A 15,542-nucleotide genomic window follows, 5' to 3' on the forward strand; every position below is an offset into this window, starting at 1 on the left:
GTGTGGATTTGGCACATGATTACTTCAATTCGATTGATTGGCCATGAGTTGGATGGGCGATTAGAACCCTTCTAGATGACCGTTTCAACCCTTTTTACCACGATTCGGGCGTCTAGAACCCTTCGAAAGGACCTTCCCAACCTTTTTTACCGCAAATTAGGCGTCTACACTAGTGCAACGTCTTTTTTTCATGGTAGCCCAATAAAGAAAACTTAGGCGTCCCGAGGTCTTTAGGTGATGGGAGATCCTCGCTCGCCGAAAAGGCTGTTTTGCGGATGCGATACAATGTTGCCGAAGCTTTCCTTGTGCCCTTATGGGTATAGGAAAGTAGAAATCAAAAACTTTATACTTTCCTATCAGCCAAAAACTTATACTTTTCTATAATCTAAAAAAACAGAGGTTATCTAAAAGTAAATTCAACTTTAGACAACCTCTATTTTTATTAATAACTTTGGCCAACTTTATTATTTCTATTGAAAAAGTCGCTTTTTTGTTTATTTATTCGTTCTTGGGAAAACATCCATACGACAATTACTAAACAAGCAAGCGCTACTTCCGATAAAGCCATAAAAGCGATGGAGTACTGACCCGTTATATTGTGGACTAACGTTAAAACGAGCGGAGGGAAAAATCCACCTAAACCACCCATCGCTGAAACAATACCGTTCACAACACCCGCTTGGTTTGAAAAGTAAAGTGGAACAAGTTTGAACACAGTCCCGTTTCCTATACCAACAAAGATCCCGACAGCAAGACAGCCGACTGTAAACAACTCGATATTTGGTGAAAATGCTAGAATCACAGCAGATAAAGTAACCGCAGTAAAGGTAAACATCAAGATAATAAAGGAATTAAATTTATCGGCTAAAAATCCACCTACCGGACGCATTAATGTTGCAATGACAATAAAGATTGCTGTCCGAATACCTGCATCAACTGAATCAAGTTCAAAATTGTTTACTAAGAAGTTTGGTAAAAACATTGTAAAAGCCACAAATGCTCCAAAAGTAATAAAATAGAACAAACTAAGAAACCAAAGCGTTGTATTTTTATAAACGCCTTTTAACTGTTCCACCATAGATTGTTTTCCTTTTGTCTCTTTTCGATCACCAATAATAAAGTTTAAAACAATAAAAATAAGTAATAGGATTAAATATAATTGAACCGTTTTTTGCCAACCAATAGATTTTGCAATAATTGGGGCACCGAAAGTTGTAATAGCGGTACCGGCATTTCCAACTCCGTATACACCATTAATTAATCCTTGCTTTTCTTTCGGATAATACTTCGGTAATGATGTAACCCCTACTGAAAAAACAGCTCCACCAATACCTAAAAATAGCCCGCCTACTACAAGGTCAATAAATGAATTAGCAACACTAATGTAAAACACTGGTATAAGTAGTGCGATAAAACTAATAATGAATAAATTCCTTGCGCCGAACCGATCAGTATAAAATCCAATGGGAATTCGTAACAATGAACCTAAAATAACTGGAATGGCGGTAATCATAGAAATTTGACTTTCCGTTAAAGCAATATCTTGTTTAATACTTGGCATAAGCGATGAAATTAATACCCAAATCATGAACCCAGTAACTAAACTTGTTGTTTGAAGTGTCAATTGAATCGATGGCTTTCTCATCGAATAACCCTTCCCTTCTAATACACGATTTATTTATTTCTCTTCTATCTTAAAAAATGAATCTTTCCCACCGTGTGATTTAAATCACTCTAGATCCAAATCGTGTGTAGATATTTTGAACAAATTTTCATAATCGAATCTAACATTTTCATATTTTCTAATCGACAGTTTTTAATAGAATATCCGCAACACTGCTCCCCCCTTCCCTGTGATGTACTTCACATCAAAATAATATACCTAAATGCTTAAATGGAGAAAGTAACCAATATATGTATACGAGGAGGATATCGATGAAGAAAAAGTCTTCTCCACTTTGGCAACGATTTGAATATTTAAAACCTATAGAAACGTATGCCAATAATCACAGTCAATTACAAGTTGGCAATCGGGATTGGGAAAATGTATATCGACGAAGATGGCAACATGATAAAGTAATTCGTTCGACTCATGGGGTAAACTGCACTGGATCATGTAGTTGGAATATTTACGTAAAGGACGGAATCGTTACTTGGGAAGGTCAACAGCTTGATTACCCAACAACTGGACCGGATATGCCAGAATTCGAACCTAGAGGGTGCCCAAGAGGAGCAAGTTTTTCCTGGTATATTTACAGTCCGCTTCGTGTGAAATACCCATACATACGAAAAAAATTATTAGATTTATGGAGAGAGGCAACTGCAACGTATGACAATCCTTTAGATGCTTGGAAGTCAATTGTTGAAGACAAAGAAAAAGCTAAACAATATAAACAAGCACGTGGTAAAGGTGGACTCGTACGAACTAGCTGGGATGAAGCGGCAAGAATTATCGCAGCATCTACTCTTTACACAACTTTAAAATACGGACCAGACCGCAATGTTGGTTTCTCCCCAATTCCTGCGATGTCTATGATTAGTTATGCATCCGGAAGTCGCTTCATGCACTTAATGGGTGGACCAATGTTAAGCTTTTATGATTGGTATGCAGATCTTCCACCAGCATCACCACAAATATGGGGGGATCAAACAGATGTACCAGAAAGCTCAGATTGGTATAACTCGAACTATATCATTACTTGGGGTTCAAATGTTCCGTTAACAAGAACACCTGATGCTCACTTCCTAATTGAAGCAAGGTATAAAGGTACAAAGGTTATTTCAGTTAGCCCTGATTATGCCGAATCAACAAAATTTGCAGATGAATGGCTCTCCGTTAGACAAGGTACAGATGGTGCTATCGCTATGGCAATGGGTCATGTCATTTTGAATGAATTTTATCACCAAAATATGACACCGTACTTTGAAGAGTATGCAAAACAATATACAGACTTTCCATTTGCTGTTCTTTTAAAAAATGAAAATGGGGATTATAAAGCAGACCGCTTCCTTCATGCGAAGGATCTAGGTATTGAATCTAAGAATAATGAATGGAAACCAGCGATGTATAACAAAAACACTGGTGGTTACTCTATCCCGCACGGCACAATGGGCTCTCGTTGGGATAAAAGTGGTAAATGGAATCTACATTTAATTGATGAAAATACGAATGAAGCAATTGAACCTGTATTAAGCTTTTTAGGTATGGAGGATGACGTGCTTACCGTCCATATGCCATATTTTGACGAACAAGGAAAACGAACGATTCAACGAAATATTCCAATTAAAAAGCTTATCATTGACGGTAAAGAACAGTTTGTCACTTCTGTTTACGACTTAATGCTAGCCAACTATGGAATTGATCGCGGACTTGGCGGAGAAGTAGCTGCCTCGTATGATGATCTCACACCATTCACACCAGCATGGCAAGAACAAATTACTGGTGTAGATAAAGAGTTGGTCACAAAAATCGCTCGTGAATTTGCCCAAAATGCAATTGATACAAAAGGACGCTCTATGATTATTATCGGAGCTGGTGTTAACCATTGGTACAACTCTGACACAATCTATCGCGCCATTGTTAATCTTGTCCTTTTAGTAGGTGCGCAAGGTGTAAACGGCGGCGGTTGGGCTCATTATGTCGGACAAGAAAAACTACGTCCGGTAGAAGGCTGGAATACAATTGCAACTGCAAAGGACTGGCAAGGCCCACCAAAATTACAAAATGGAACATCATTTTTCTATTTTGCAACCGACCAATGGCGCTTTGAGGAAACATCCTTAAATGATTTATCAGCAGCAACTGTTGATAAGGCTAGATATCAACATCCAGCCGATTATAATGTAATGGCCGCACGACTTGGTTGGTTACCATCTTACCCTACATTTAGCAAAAACGGTATTGACTTATACAACGAAGCCGTCCAAGCTGGCTATACAACGACCGAGGAGATTGGGAGTTATGTGGCAAAGCAATTGAAAGAAAAACAATTACAATTTGCGATTGAAGATCCGGACAATCCGATTAACTTCCCGAGAAACTTATTCGTGTGGCGGGCAAACTTAATCTCTAGTTCAGGAAAAGGACATGAATATTTCTTAAAATACTTACTTGGGACAACACATGGTCTTTTAAACTCTGATGAAGACAGTATCCGGCCAGAAGAAATAAAATGGCATGATGAGGCACCAGAAGGAAAAGTTGACTTACTCGTAAACTTGGAATTTCGTATGTCAGGTACCGCACTTTATTCCGATATTATTTTACCTGCTGCAACATGGTATGAAAAACATGACTTATCTAGTACCGACATGCATCCATTTGTTCATCCATTTAATCCAGCAGTCGCCTCACCATGGGAAGCAAAGTCAGACTGGGATATTTTTAAAACAATTGGTAAAGCTGTTTCCGACATGGCAGAAGAGCTTGACCTAGAACCAATTAAGGAAGTTGTTGCTACACCACTTCAACATGACACGACAGCCGAAATGGCACAACCACTCGGGAAGATTTTAGACTGGTCAAAAGGTGAATGTGAACCAATCCCTGGAAAAACGATGCCACAAATTCATGTTGTCGAACGGGATTATAAACAAATTTACAATAAAATGATTGCCCTTGGACCGAATGTGGAGAAACAGCCATCTGGTGGTAAAGGGATTAATTGGAGTATAGAGAAAGAATATAACGAATTAAAACGAAAACTAGGCACCATTCAAAACGGTACAATTAGTGACGGCTGTCCTGATATTAGTGATGCAAAAAATGCTTGTGAAGCCGTACTCGCTCTTTCTTCTACAACAAATGGGAATATTGCTGTACGCGCCTGGGAATCGTTGGAAAAACAAACCGACCTAGAACTGAAAGACTTAGCACTAGACCGGGAAGGTGATCTCATTACGTTTGAAAAAATTACTGCCCAACCACAAACAGTTATTACATCACCTGCATTTAGTGGTTCGGAGAAGGATGGCAGACGGTATTCACCTTTTACAACAAATATAGAAAAAATGATTCCATTCCGAACAATAACTGGAAGACAATCATACTTCCTTGACCATGACATGATTAAGGAATTTGGCGAAGAATTGGCCGTGTATAAACCAATTTTAAATCAAAAGCCGTTCCACTCAAAACGTCCGGATGCAGAAGGAAAAGAAATTACATTAAATTACTTAACACCTCATAATAAATGGTCGGTTCATTCGATGTATTTTGACTCGAAACCAATGTTGAACCTGTTCCGTGGTGGACCAACGATTTGGCTAAACAAAGATGATGCAGAGGAAATTGGTGTAAGTGATAATGACTGGATTGAATGCTTCAATCGAAATGGCGTTGTTGTTGCTCGTGCCGTTGTTTCTCACCGAATTCCAAGAACAGTAGCATTTATGCACCATGCTCAGGATCGCCATATTCATGTTCCAGGAACGAAATTAACACAAAATCGTGGAGGAACACATAATAGTCCAACTCGTATTCATATTAAACCAACACATATGATTGGTGGATATGCTCAATTAAGTTACGGTTTCAACTATTACGGACCAACCGGAAATCAGCGTGACTTAAATGTCGTCATTCGAAAATTGAAGGAGGTTGACTGGCTTGAAAGTTAAGGCTCAAGTAGGAATGGTTATGAATCTTGATAAATGCATCGGTTGCCATACATGTAGTGTCACATGTAAAAACACATGGACAAACCGGCCTGGTGCTGAATATATGTACTGGAATAATGTCGAGACAAAACCTGGTATTGGTTATCCAAAACAATGGGAAGACCAAGATAAGTATAAAGGTGGTTGGGAGCTAAAAAATGGTGAACTTGTATTAAAATCAGGATCAAAAGTGAATCGCCTTTTAAACATCTTTTACAACCCTAACCAACCTGAATTAGATGATTATTTTGAACCTTGGGATTACGACTATGAAACTTTAACAAATAGCCCTGAACGAAAACATCAACCTGTTGCCCGTGCAAAGTCAACGATAACCGGTGAATTTATGGACCTTGAATGGGGACCAAACTGGGAAGATGACCTTGCCGGGGGACATATTACCGGGCTGCGTGACCCAAATGTTGTAAAAATGGAAGAATCAATTAAAACAGAATTTGAAGATGTATTCATGATGTACTTACCACGTATTTGTGAACATTGTATTAATGCACCATGTGTATCGGCTTGTCCTTCTGGTGCAATGTACAAACGTGATGAAGACGGTATTGTTCTTGTCGACCAAAATGCTTGTCGTGCTTGGAGACATTGTGTCACAAGCTGCCCGTATAAAAAAGTTTATTTTAACTGGAAAACGAATAAAGCGGAAAAATGTACGCTCTGTTTCCCAAGAATCGAAAATGGTCAACCAACAATTTGTTCGGAAACTTGTGTCGGGCGTATCCGTTATATCGGAATCATGCTTTACGATGCAGATAAAGTAAAAGAGGCCGCATCTGTGGAAGATGAAAAACAACTATATCATTCACAACTAGGAATCTTTTTAAATCCGAATGATCCGGAAGTAATCAAGGCGGCATTAGAAGAGGGAATACCTATGGACTGGATTGAAGCTGCACAAAAATCTCCAATCTATAAGATGATTATTGAATGGAAAATCGCTCTGCCACTTCACCCAGAATACCGGACAATGCCAATGGTTTGGTATATTCCACCTTTGAGTCCGATTATGAATACAATTGAAGGAAAAGGAAGCAATGCTGATTGGTATGATATTTTTCCTGCTATTGATGAAATGCGGATTCCAATTGAATATTTGGCAAATCTGTTAACAGCTGGGGATACAAACCACATTCGTACCGTATTGAAAAAGATGGCCGTCATGCGGAGTTACATGCGTGCCCAAACTACAGGAAAATCCTTTGATACGGAAATTATTGATGAACTCGGCTTAACAGAAGATGGAATAAAACAAATGTATCGTTTGCTCGCAATTGCTAAATATGAAGATCGTTTTGTTATCCCAAAAAGCCATAAAGAAGAAGTACAAGACTTATATTATGACCAAGGGGCATGTGGCTTAGACTTTGCTGGTGGCCCGGGTGGCTGTGGTGTATTGTCTTAAGATTATCGTTTGGGAAAGGGATTGAGTTGGGCCTTATTCCCCTACTTTATGGAACGATTTTGCCTATTTCTTGGGGGTTTCGGCTTATAGACGCGTTCTATCAACCCTTTTTTGACTAGTTTCAAGGAATTCGGGCGGATAGACGCGTTCTATCAACCCTTTTTTGACTAGTTTTAAGGAATTCGGGCTAATAGACGCGTTCTATCAACCTTTTTTTGCCTAGTTTCAAGGAATTTTGGTTCATAGGCTCGTCCTATATGACCATTTTCACTAGCTTTCTAAGATCTCGGTTATAGAAAGGCATCATTCAATACCAGAACTAGCTTTAAAATCATTTTTTACTAAAGGAGGGTTCATACATGACCAATTATCAGGAAACAAAATCCGTCGTCTATCAACTTATATCGATTCTTTTTCAATATCCAGACAACGAATTACATTCAATCCTTCCTGAGCTACAAAAAGAAATTCAAAATTTAAATGACCCTGAACTAAAGAAAATTCTTATACAATTTATTGATGTGTTAAATAACACGCCTACCGAACAATTAATTAATCACTATATCGAACAGTTCGACTTCGGTAGAACAACAAACTTATATGTTACTTATTTTAATTCTGGAGAAGCACGTGAACGCGGAATTGAACTATTAAAGTTAAAAGAATATTACAAGGAACACGGCTTTGACATTACTGACAAAGAATTACCTGATTACTTACCACTTATGCTTGAATTTTGCGGAAATGTTTCTACACCTGTAAGCAATGATCTTTTACAAAACCATTATCATTCAATTTTAGAAATGCAAAATAAATTTCATGAAGCAAATAGTTTTTACGGCTACCTACTTGATGCGTTGCTGCTTTGCATGGAGAGAAATGGACTTTCACGACAAGAACAAGACGAATCTACTAGTTAAAGGGAGGGGCTCTTCTTGAATGGACTTAATCTATTTTTATGGGCCATATTGCCATATATCGTTCTAACAATATTCATTGGTGGGCTGATTTATCGTTACCAAAAGGACCAGTTTGGTTGGACAACAAAATCAAGTGAACTTTTAGAAAAAAGAAGATTACGAGTCGGTTCACTACTCTTTCACTGGGGAATTATTTTCGTTTTCGGTGGACATATCGCAGGTATTCTTGTACCTATAGAATTTTACGAAGCACTCGGTATACCGGAACATATATATCATCGAATTGCTATTATTCTTGGGATGCCAGCTGGAATTATTGCCTTTATTGGTATTTTCCTATTATTCTATCGACGAATTCGTGTGAAACGGATTAAACTGACAACTTCAACTGGTGACTGGGTAGCATTATTTTTTGTCATTTTAGCGATTGGAACAGGTCTTACTGCAACGACTTTAAATATCAATTCGAACGGTTTTGACTATCGAACAACGATAGCACCGTGGTTCCGAGGACTATTCACTTTCCATGTACAGCCGGAACTAATGGTATATATTCCAATCTGGTTTAAAATTCATATTTTATCTACATTCGCGCTTTATATCATTTGGCCTTTTACTAGATTGGTACATGCATTTAGCTTCCCGCTTCGTTACTTAAGAAGAAATTACGTTATTTATAAAAGGCGTATACGTGAAGCTTAATGTTCAGGGGGCTGTATGGAGACATATGGCTCCTTTTTTTAGAAATTTATAAACAAGCATGAAAGGAGTGGTTCGTATGATGACAGAAAAAAATCCAAGCCAAATCCCATCCATCATTGATACTGTGAAAAATCTATTAGGAAATGGAAAGTTACATGATGTAAAAAAGTTCATCGTTCAATTAGAAGTTTTAAGTAAACAAACCACTAAAACGAGCCTGGCATTCCAAGCATATACACTAATTGGTAAATACTATCGACAAATACGTAATTATGACGCATCCGCAAGTCATTTTCGTAATGCCCTTCATTTAGTTCACTCAGTCGATCAAGTGACCTTTGCAAGTGAAATTATTGATACATATTTAAATTACATCGCGCTTGAAACGGAATATAGCCAATTGAAAAAGGCAAGAACAGCTGTCGCAAAAATTTTAGATTGGCTTGATAAAAACAGACCAACTGACCATCTAGCTTATGGCCTTATTTACCGTAGCTTCGGAAAGATTTTCTTTAGTGATGACGATTATCAAAGCGGCATTAATCAAACAGAAAAAGCAATCCATTATTTTACCCTTGTCTATCCACAGACACATCCGATTGTTATAGACCTAATTGATATAATAGCAAAGGCATATATAAAAAATGAAAACTATGAAAAGGCGCAGATCCTTTATAGCGACTTGGTAAAACAGTTTAAAAAGGACAATAATCCGATTGAAGTTGCCCACACTCTCATAAAAATCGGTGAAGTTTATTATTATACAGATTTAAAACAAGCTCGCTCAGCTATCATGAAAGCTTTAAAAATATTTGAAGAGAGCAATGATGTAAGTCATGAAGATAAAATCAAGGCACTAATGATGCTTGGGGAAATTGATGAAAATATGGCGAATTACCCTCGGGCTGTTAATTATTATAAAAAAGCACTCGAACATTTATTATTCACCAAACAGAATCCCCATCCAATTCTTGTTTTTACATACGCTCGAATTGGCATGTTACTCATTAAATTGGATAAATTAGTTGCGGCGAAAGACTATTTAGAAGAAGGATTGGAACTTTCCGATAGGTTCCCAAATATTCGTATGCAATTTTTATATGGATTAGGAAAAATTTACTCACACGAGAGACAATTTAATGATGCGTTAAAAATGTATCAGCAATTTTTGAGAGGTTTAGAGAGTACCGGACATAAACAGTCGAAAAGCTATGGGGATACTTTACAAGCGATTGCCTTTAATTACTTAGAACAACAAAATTTTGAACATGCCCACCTTTACTATCTAAGTGCTTTACAAACTTACGATAAGTTGACTTCAACAAGCTGTAGAGAGGAAAAAGGACTCACTTATATGCGACTCGGTTATTGCTGTGAGCATATCGAGGAAAAAGATATGCAGCAAGCTGAAGATTACTATGAAAAAGGCTTCCGGATTCTTAAAAAAGTAAAAGACTTTGGAATTGTTGAAGAAGCATTGGCTGCCATGATTGAATTTTATAGCCGGACAAACCAACGAAAGAAAAGATACACATATGAAGATATGCTCGTAAAAATACAAATTAACCAAAATATCCATGAAAACTAGTTGTTATGATAAGACCGAAGCGAGTAATTCCAACTAATCATTACTTAAATTTCCTACTCCTTGCGTAATTGTATCCAATGTCTCACCATCAGTGGAGAATGAGTATCCCCCACTGATGGAAAATCGCCTTTATTTCCATAACATTATAAAATTTCCTTTATTTTCCTATAAACAAGCTCTACTAACATACGGTGACCTGTTTCATCTAAATGCATATAGTCAATCGTATTCATTGGTACAAGACCTCTCGTATTAAGAAAGTGAATAGCCTGTTCTTGAAGGAGGTCATTTAAATATTCCGGGAATTCCTCAGATTTTCGGTCACACCCTCGCCCCATTGATTTACCTACTTCCGAATGAATATATTCTTTTCCTATTGGCGGCGGAGCAATAACAAGTACCTTAGAATTTGGGCCACAACTATTGGTAGCAATCATTTTTGCTTTCACCGCAAGTCTTGTTATACCTTGAGCAATATTATAAGCAGTTAAGTTAAATCGTTCCTTTGTATCATTTGTTCCAAGCATAATGATAACTAATTCAAAAGGAACATGACTCATTAAGCAAGGATGTATGTAATTCAGTCCATTAAGTCCCTCAAATAAAGGATCATCGATAACACTCGTTCTGCCTGATAAACCTTCCTCCACTACTTGGAATTCATCTCCTAGTAAATTAGCGAGTAGGCTTGTCCAACGTACCCCCTCAGGAAATCGACTGTCATCGATTGCATTGTATCCCCAAGTATTTGAGTCTCCAAAACAAACAATTCTTTTTACCATGTGTTTATCCCTCTCAATACGATGAAATTAATTTGGTAGATAAATATTATTAATTGAAACCGTTTACACAAATATACCATAAAGAAGCTTACCCGTATATCACTTCCACTAAGTATATCCTCTTGAAAAACTTTTTGTACCCGTATAATCGTTTTATTTTCCACAAAAATAGATATCGCAAATCCCTTCCACAGCCCAATCATTTCTTTCATCTATTTATCGATTATATTCATACTTTATTTTATCCTCAATAAACTAATTATGAAAGAAAGTTTTATTCGTACTAATTTTCACCATTTCATTACCGAAACGAATGCAAATGAAACGGTTGTGATGTAGTTTACAGAGGAAAATCTATTAAGCGCTAAAATAAAATATATGAAGTTATATAAAAGGAGATCATCGTATGACGATGTTATTAGATAAATTAGGTCGGCCTATGCACGACTTGCGAATTTCAGTAACAGACCGTTGTAATTTCCGTTGCACCTATTGTATGCCAAAGGAAATTTTCGGTCGAGACTATGCATTTATGCCAAAAGACCAGTTATTAAGTTTTGAAGAAATTGAGCGGCTCGCAAAAATTTTTGTCAAGCTAGGTGTCAAAAAAATCCGCTTGACTGGTGGTGAACCATTATTAAGGAAAGACTTACCACACTTAATTGAACGGTTAACAAAAATAGACGGATTAGAAGATATTGGTTTAACAACTAATGGTGTACTTCTTGAGAAAATGGCAAATGATTTAAAAACAGCTGGTCTAAAGCGAATTAACACAAGTCTAGATGCCCTAGATGAAAATTTATGTAAAAAGATCAATGATAGTGGTGTCTCTTCTACCCATATTTTAAAAGGAATACATAAAGCAAAAGATTTGGGTCTTGAGATTAAAGTAAACATGGTTGTGAAAAAAGGGTTAAATGAACAGGAAATTGTTCCAATGGCTGATTACTTTATGAAACACGAAATTCCGTTGAGATATATCGAATTTATGGATGTTGGATCGACAAACGGTTGGGATTTTAAAAATGTCATTACGAAGAAAGAAATCTATACTATTTTATCACAACAATACCGTTTAGAACCTATTAATCCTTCTTATATCGGCGAAGTAGCTAAGCGTTATCGTTACCAAGGATCGAATGCAGAAGTTGGTTTTATTACATCTGTATCTGAGTCGTTTTGTTCTACTTGTACAAGAGCAAGACTTGCCGCAGATGGAAAAGTATACACATGCCTTTTTGCAACAAATGGATTTGACCTAAAGGAAATGATTCGAAACGGTGTAAGTGACACAGAACTTACTGAAACAATTAAAAAAATTTGGGGAAGTCGTCAAGACAGATATTCAGATGAACGGACAGAGGAAACAGCTAAAAACCGTAAAAAAATCGAAATGTCTTATATTGGTGGCTAATAAGCAATTCGATTACAATGCGAACAATTTTATATAGAAAGGAACTAGCAGTATGACCGAACGATATTCTCGGCAAATACGATTTTTGCCAATTGGAGAAGCCGGACAAAAGAAAATTGGAAAAAAGCATATTTTACTAATTGGCTGCGGGGCTTTAGGAACTGCGAATGCTGAAAGTCTCGTTCGGGCAGGAGTAGGACAACTAACTATTGTAGACCGTGACTATGTTGAAGAAAGCAATTTACAAAGACAAACGCTATTTACCGAAAATGATTACCATGAACAACTTCCAAAGGCTATCGCAGCAAAAAATAGATTACAAGAAATTAATTCAACGGTCAACATTCAAACATATGTAATGGATGCAACAAGTGAAAACCTTCCCCCACTTTTAACGAATGTCGACCTTATCATTGATGCCACTGATAATTTTGATATCCGTTTAACTGTAAATGACCTTTCTCATAAATTTCGTATTCCTTGGATAATGGGTTCTTGTGTCGGTAGTACCGGGATGAGCTATACAATAATTCCGGGTGACTCTCCTTGTCTTCAATGTATACTAGACATAACACCATTCATGGGAGCCACTTGTGACTCAGTCGGAATTATCTCTCCAGCCGTGCAAATGGTTGCCGCTCACCAAACAGCTGAAGCTTTAAAGATTTTAGTAGAAGATCGAACTGCATTACGAACAAAACTAGTCACTTTTGATTTATGGAACAATCAGTATCAAATGATTAACATATCCCGTGCAAAAAAGAGCAGTTGTCCAACTTGTGGTAATGAACCAACATATCCTACATTAGCTTATCAATCACAAACGAAAACAGAGGTTCTTTGTGGGCGGAATACGGTTCAAATTCGGGCACGTTATAAATTTGAAATGGATACATTGAAGAAACGTCTACAACAGCTCGGTCCAGTAAAAACAAACCCTTATTTACTATCCATTGAATATAAAAATTATCGTATCATATTTTTCCGTGATGGACGGGCATTAATCCACGGCACAAACTCAATTGAAAAGGCTAAAAGTATTTTTTATCAACTCGTAGGTTAGGAGGAGTTATATGTTAGAGAAACGAACACCCATCAAAGTAGAAGAAGCCATTCGACGGATGATGGCATATAAAACAGCTGGACCCATTTACACCATTCCTATTGAAGAAAGTTACGGGCAGTTTCTAGGTGAAGATTTAATTGCAACGAATGATGTTCCATTTTTCGACCGCTCACCTTATGATGGATTCGCTATAAATGCCGCCGACACAGAAACTGCTTCATCCGCAAACCCGATTCAACTAGAAGTCGTTGGAGAAATTGGTGCAGGAAGTGTTTATCCAAAAGTGATCGAGCGTGGTGAAGCTGTAAGAATTATGACCGGTGCCGCTATTCCTGAAGGGGCAAATGCTGTCGTTATGCTTGAACTCGTACGGGAACGAAACAGAAACGGGAAATCATTTATTCACGTAAAACATAAGATGAAGCCAGGCGATAATATTTCTTTTGCTGGTGAAGATACGAAAAAAGGGACGGTTCTTGCAACAAAAGGCTCGTTTATAAATCCCGGCATCGTAGCTTTATTAGCGACATTTGGCTATAAACAAGTCCCAGTAAGTACAAAGCCGAACGTTGGGATTATCGCAACAGGAAGTGAACTACTTGAAGTTGATGAGCCACTACAACCTGGAAAAATCCGAAACAGTAATGCCTTTATGGTCGCCTCACAAGTAGAACGAGCTGGTGGTGAACCAATTTATTTTGGACAATTTAGTGATGATTTTGATACATGTTTTAACAAAGTAAAAGATGCATTAAACAAAGTCGACTTCTTAATTACTACAGGGGGCGTGTCTGTCGGTGATTATGACTATTTACCTGACATATATAAAAAACTAGGTGCTGAAGTATTATTTAATAAAGTTGGTATGCGACCTGGTAGCGTTACAACGGTCGCTGCTTTAAATGGAAAGCTCTTATTTGGTTTGTCTGGAAATCCGTCTGCTTGTTATGTTGGTTTTGAATTGTTTACTCGCCCGATTATTCGTGCATTTTTACATAGTGCATCGCCGTTTGTATCACAGTCCATTGCTTATTTAGGCAGAGACTTCCCTAAACCAAATCCATTTGACCGGTTTGTTCGAGGTCGCTTATCTTTTGAGCATGGGAAACTAATAGCCTATCCAGTTGGTCTTGATAAATCTGGTGTTGTCTCTTCTTTGGCCGAAGCAAATATATTAATCTATTTACCTGGAGGAACGAGAGGGTATACAGAAGGAATGGCGATTCGGGTAATGTTATTAGAGAATCAAGATGGTATAAAGGAGTTTAATCATGTCAGAGAAACGATTTGAAATTGTAAATGAGCCCATTGTCGTAGAAGATTTAATGAAAAAAGTAGCATGTCGTAATGCGGGAGCGATTACTACCTTTACTGGCACTGTTCGCGAATGGACAAAAGGAAAACGAACACGATATTTGGAATACCAAGCTTACGTTCCAATGGCTGAAAAAATGTTACAAACGATTGGCAATGAAGTTCAAACAAACTGGCCAGGTACTCAAATTGCAATTACCCACCGAATTGGTCGTTTAAATATTTCAGATATTGCTGTTTGTATTGCTGTTTCATCCCCCCATCGAAAAGCCGCCTATGAGGCAAACGAGTATACCATTGAACGGATTAAACAAATGGTACCAATATGGAAAAAGGAACATTGGGAAAATGGTGAGACATGGATTGGAGATCAGTCCGAGAATATAGCATACCCAACCGGAAAACCAAATTTGGATGGTGAGAAAAATGATTAAAATTTTACTTTTTGCCCACTTACAAGATGAAATCGGACAAACTGAACTTACCTTTGATATGTCTGAAATTAGTGTAAAAGAATTAAAAAATCTGTTAATAGAAACATATCATCCTTCTATGATGGGATCTGTAATGGTTGCAATAAATGAAGAGTACGCAATCGATAGTGATAGAATTCGCTCAGGAGATACGGTTGCCCTCATTCCTCCCGTTAGTGGCGGATGATTGGAGTTTGCT

The 15,542-nt window shown here is 37.5% G+C and carries 12 protein-coding genes; 10 read left to right on the top strand and 2 right to left on the bottom strand.

What is annotated here, in order from left to right:
• Positions 1 to 442 precede the first annotated feature (442 nt).
• Positions 443 to 1,645 (bottom strand): nitrate/nitrite transporter, encoded by a 1,203-nt coding sequence (locus BN2144_RS04205; protein WP_042337580.1) that lies wholly within the window; start codon positions 1,643 to 1,645, stop codon positions 443 to 445.
• A 290-nt stretch (positions 1,646 to 1,935) separates the two neighbouring features.
• Here BN2144_RS04205 and BN2144_RS04210 point away from each other — a divergent pair, with 290 nt between their 5' ends.
• The 5 genes from BN2144_RS04210 (at position 1,936) to BN2144_RS04230 (ending at position 10,291) form a co-directional block, all read left to right on the top strand.
• The gene (locus BN2144_RS04210) at positions 1,936 to 5,619 is read left to right on the top strand and encodes a nitrate reductase subunit alpha (protein WP_033827063.1); all 3,684 of its coding nucleotides are present in this window, start codon (positions 1,936 to 1,938) and stop codon (positions 5,617 to 5,619) included.
• A complete protein-coding gene (gene narH / locus BN2144_RS04215; protein WP_033827064.1) occupies positions 5,609 to 7,081 on the top strand; it encodes a nitrate reductase subunit beta in 1,473 nt (490 codons plus the stop codon). The genes BN2144_RS04210 and narH overlap by 11 nt, the downstream gene beginning before the upstream one ends.
• A gap of 359 nt (positions 7,082 to 7,440) precedes the next feature.
• Positions 7,441 to 8,001 (top strand): nitrate reductase molybdenum cofactor assembly chaperone, encoded by a 561-nt coding sequence (gene narJ / locus BN2144_RS04220; RefSeq protein ID WP_033827065.1) that lies wholly within the window; start codon positions 7,441 to 7,443, stop codon positions 7,999 to 8,001.
• Between the two features lie 15 nt (positions 8,002 to 8,016).
• The gene (narI, locus tag BN2144_RS04225; RefSeq protein WP_033827066.1) at positions 8,017 to 8,703 is read left to right on the top strand and encodes a respiratory nitrate reductase subunit gamma; all 687 of its coding nucleotides are present in this window, start codon (positions 8,017 to 8,019) and stop codon (positions 8,701 to 8,703) included.
• 76 nt (positions 8,704 to 8,779) lie between these two features.
• Positions 8,780 to 10,291: a tetratricopeptide repeat protein gene (locus BN2144_RS04230; protein WP_033827067.1), complete on the top strand. Its 1,512-nt coding sequence runs from the start codon at positions 8,780 to 8,782 to the stop codon at positions 10,289 to 10,291.
• 143 nt (positions 10,292 to 10,434) lie between these two features.
• Here BN2144_RS04230 and BN2144_RS04235 read toward each other — a convergent pair whose 3' ends face one another.
• Positions 10,435 to 11,073, bottom strand: coding sequence for a GDSL-type esterase/lipase family protein (locus BN2144_RS04235; protein ID WP_033827068.1), 639 nt, complete (start codon positions 11,071 to 11,073; stop codon positions 10,435 to 10,437).
• A 406-nt stretch (positions 11,074 to 11,479) separates the two neighbouring features.
• Between BN2144_RS04235 and moaA the strand changes: the two genes are divergently transcribed.
• From moaA to moaD, 5 genes are read left to right on the top strand one after another with little or no spacing between them, the layout of a single operon-like run.
• Positions 11,480 to 12,490 (top strand): GTP 3',8-cyclase MoaA, encoded by a 1,011-nt coding sequence (moaA, locus tag BN2144_RS04245; protein ID WP_033827070.1) that lies wholly within the window; start codon positions 11,480 to 11,482, stop codon positions 12,488 to 12,490.
• 52 nt (positions 12,491 to 12,542) lie between these two features.
• Positions 12,543 to 13,553: a MoeB/ThiF family adenylyltransferase gene (locus tag BN2144_RS04250; protein ID WP_033827071.1), complete on the top strand. Its 1,011-nt coding sequence runs from the start codon at positions 12,543 to 12,545 to the stop codon at positions 13,551 to 13,553.
• Positions 13,554 to 13,563: 10 nt separating this feature from the next.
• Positions 13,564 to 14,847, top strand: a complete 1,284-nt coding sequence (locus BN2144_RS04255; protein WP_033827072.1) for a molybdopterin molybdotransferase MoeA — start codon at positions 13,564 to 13,566, stop codon at positions 14,845 to 14,847.
• A complete protein-coding gene (locus BN2144_RS04260; protein WP_033827073.1) occupies positions 14,828 to 15,304 on the top strand; it encodes a molybdenum cofactor biosynthesis protein MoaE in 477 nt (158 codons plus the stop codon). Before BN2144_RS04255 ends, BN2144_RS04260 begins: the two co-directional genes overlap by 20 nt.
• Positions 15,297 to 15,530 (top strand): molybdopterin converting factor subunit 1, encoded by a 234-nt coding sequence (gene moaD, locus BN2144_RS04265; RefSeq protein WP_033827074.1) that lies wholly within the window; start codon positions 15,297 to 15,299, stop codon positions 15,528 to 15,530. The genes BN2144_RS04260 and moaD overlap by 8 nt, the downstream gene beginning before the upstream one ends.
• The last annotated feature ends 12 nt before the right edge of the window (positions 15,531 to 15,542 follow it).

The sequence above is a fragment of the Bacillus andreraoultii genome, from assembly GCF_001244735.1.
In the GTDB taxonomy this organism is placed as follows: domain Bacteria; phylum Bacillota; class Bacilli; order Bacillales; family Caldibacillaceae; genus Caldifermentibacillus; species Caldifermentibacillus andreraoultii.

What these genes read in the sequence shown, in the direction of transcription:
- BN2144_RS04205 (WP_042337580.1), bottom strand. Translation starts at nt 1,645, where the DNA reads ATGAGAAAGCCATCGATTCAATTGACACTTCAAACAACAAGTTTAGTT.
- BN2144_RS04210 (WP_033827063.1), top strand. Translation starts at nt 1,936, where the DNA reads ATGAAGAAAAAGTCTTCTCCACTTTGGCAACGATTTGAATATTTAAAA.
- narJ (WP_033827065.1), top strand. Translation starts at nt 7,441, where the DNA reads ATGACCAATTATCAGGAAACAAAATCCGTCGTCTATCAACTTATATCG.
- BN2144_RS04230 (WP_033827067.1), top strand. Translation starts at nt 8,780, where the DNA reads ATGATGACAGAAAAAAATCCAAGCCAAATCCCATCCATCATTGATACT.
- BN2144_RS04235 (WP_033827068.1), bottom strand. Translation starts at nt 11,073, where the DNA reads ATGGTAAAAAGAATTGTTTGTTTTGGAGACTCAAATACTTGGGGATAC.
- moaA (WP_033827070.1), top strand. Translation starts at nt 11,480, where the DNA reads ATGACGATGTTATTAGATAAATTAGGTCGGCCTATGCACGACTTGCGA.
- BN2144_RS04250 (WP_033827071.1), top strand. Translation starts at nt 12,543, where the DNA reads ATGACCGAACGATATTCTCGGCAAATACGATTTTTGCCAATTGGAGAA.
- BN2144_RS04255 (WP_033827072.1), top strand. Translation starts at nt 13,564, where the DNA reads ATGTTAGAGAAACGAACACCCATCAAAGTAGAAGAAGCCATTCGACGG.
- BN2144_RS04260 (WP_033827073.1), top strand. Translation starts at nt 14,828, where the DNA reads ATGTCAGAGAAACGATTTGAAATTGTAAATGAGCCCATTGTCGTAGAA.
- moaD (WP_033827074.1), top strand. Translation starts at nt 15,297, where the DNA reads ATGATTAAAATTTTACTTTTTGCCCACTTACAAGATGAAATCGGACAA.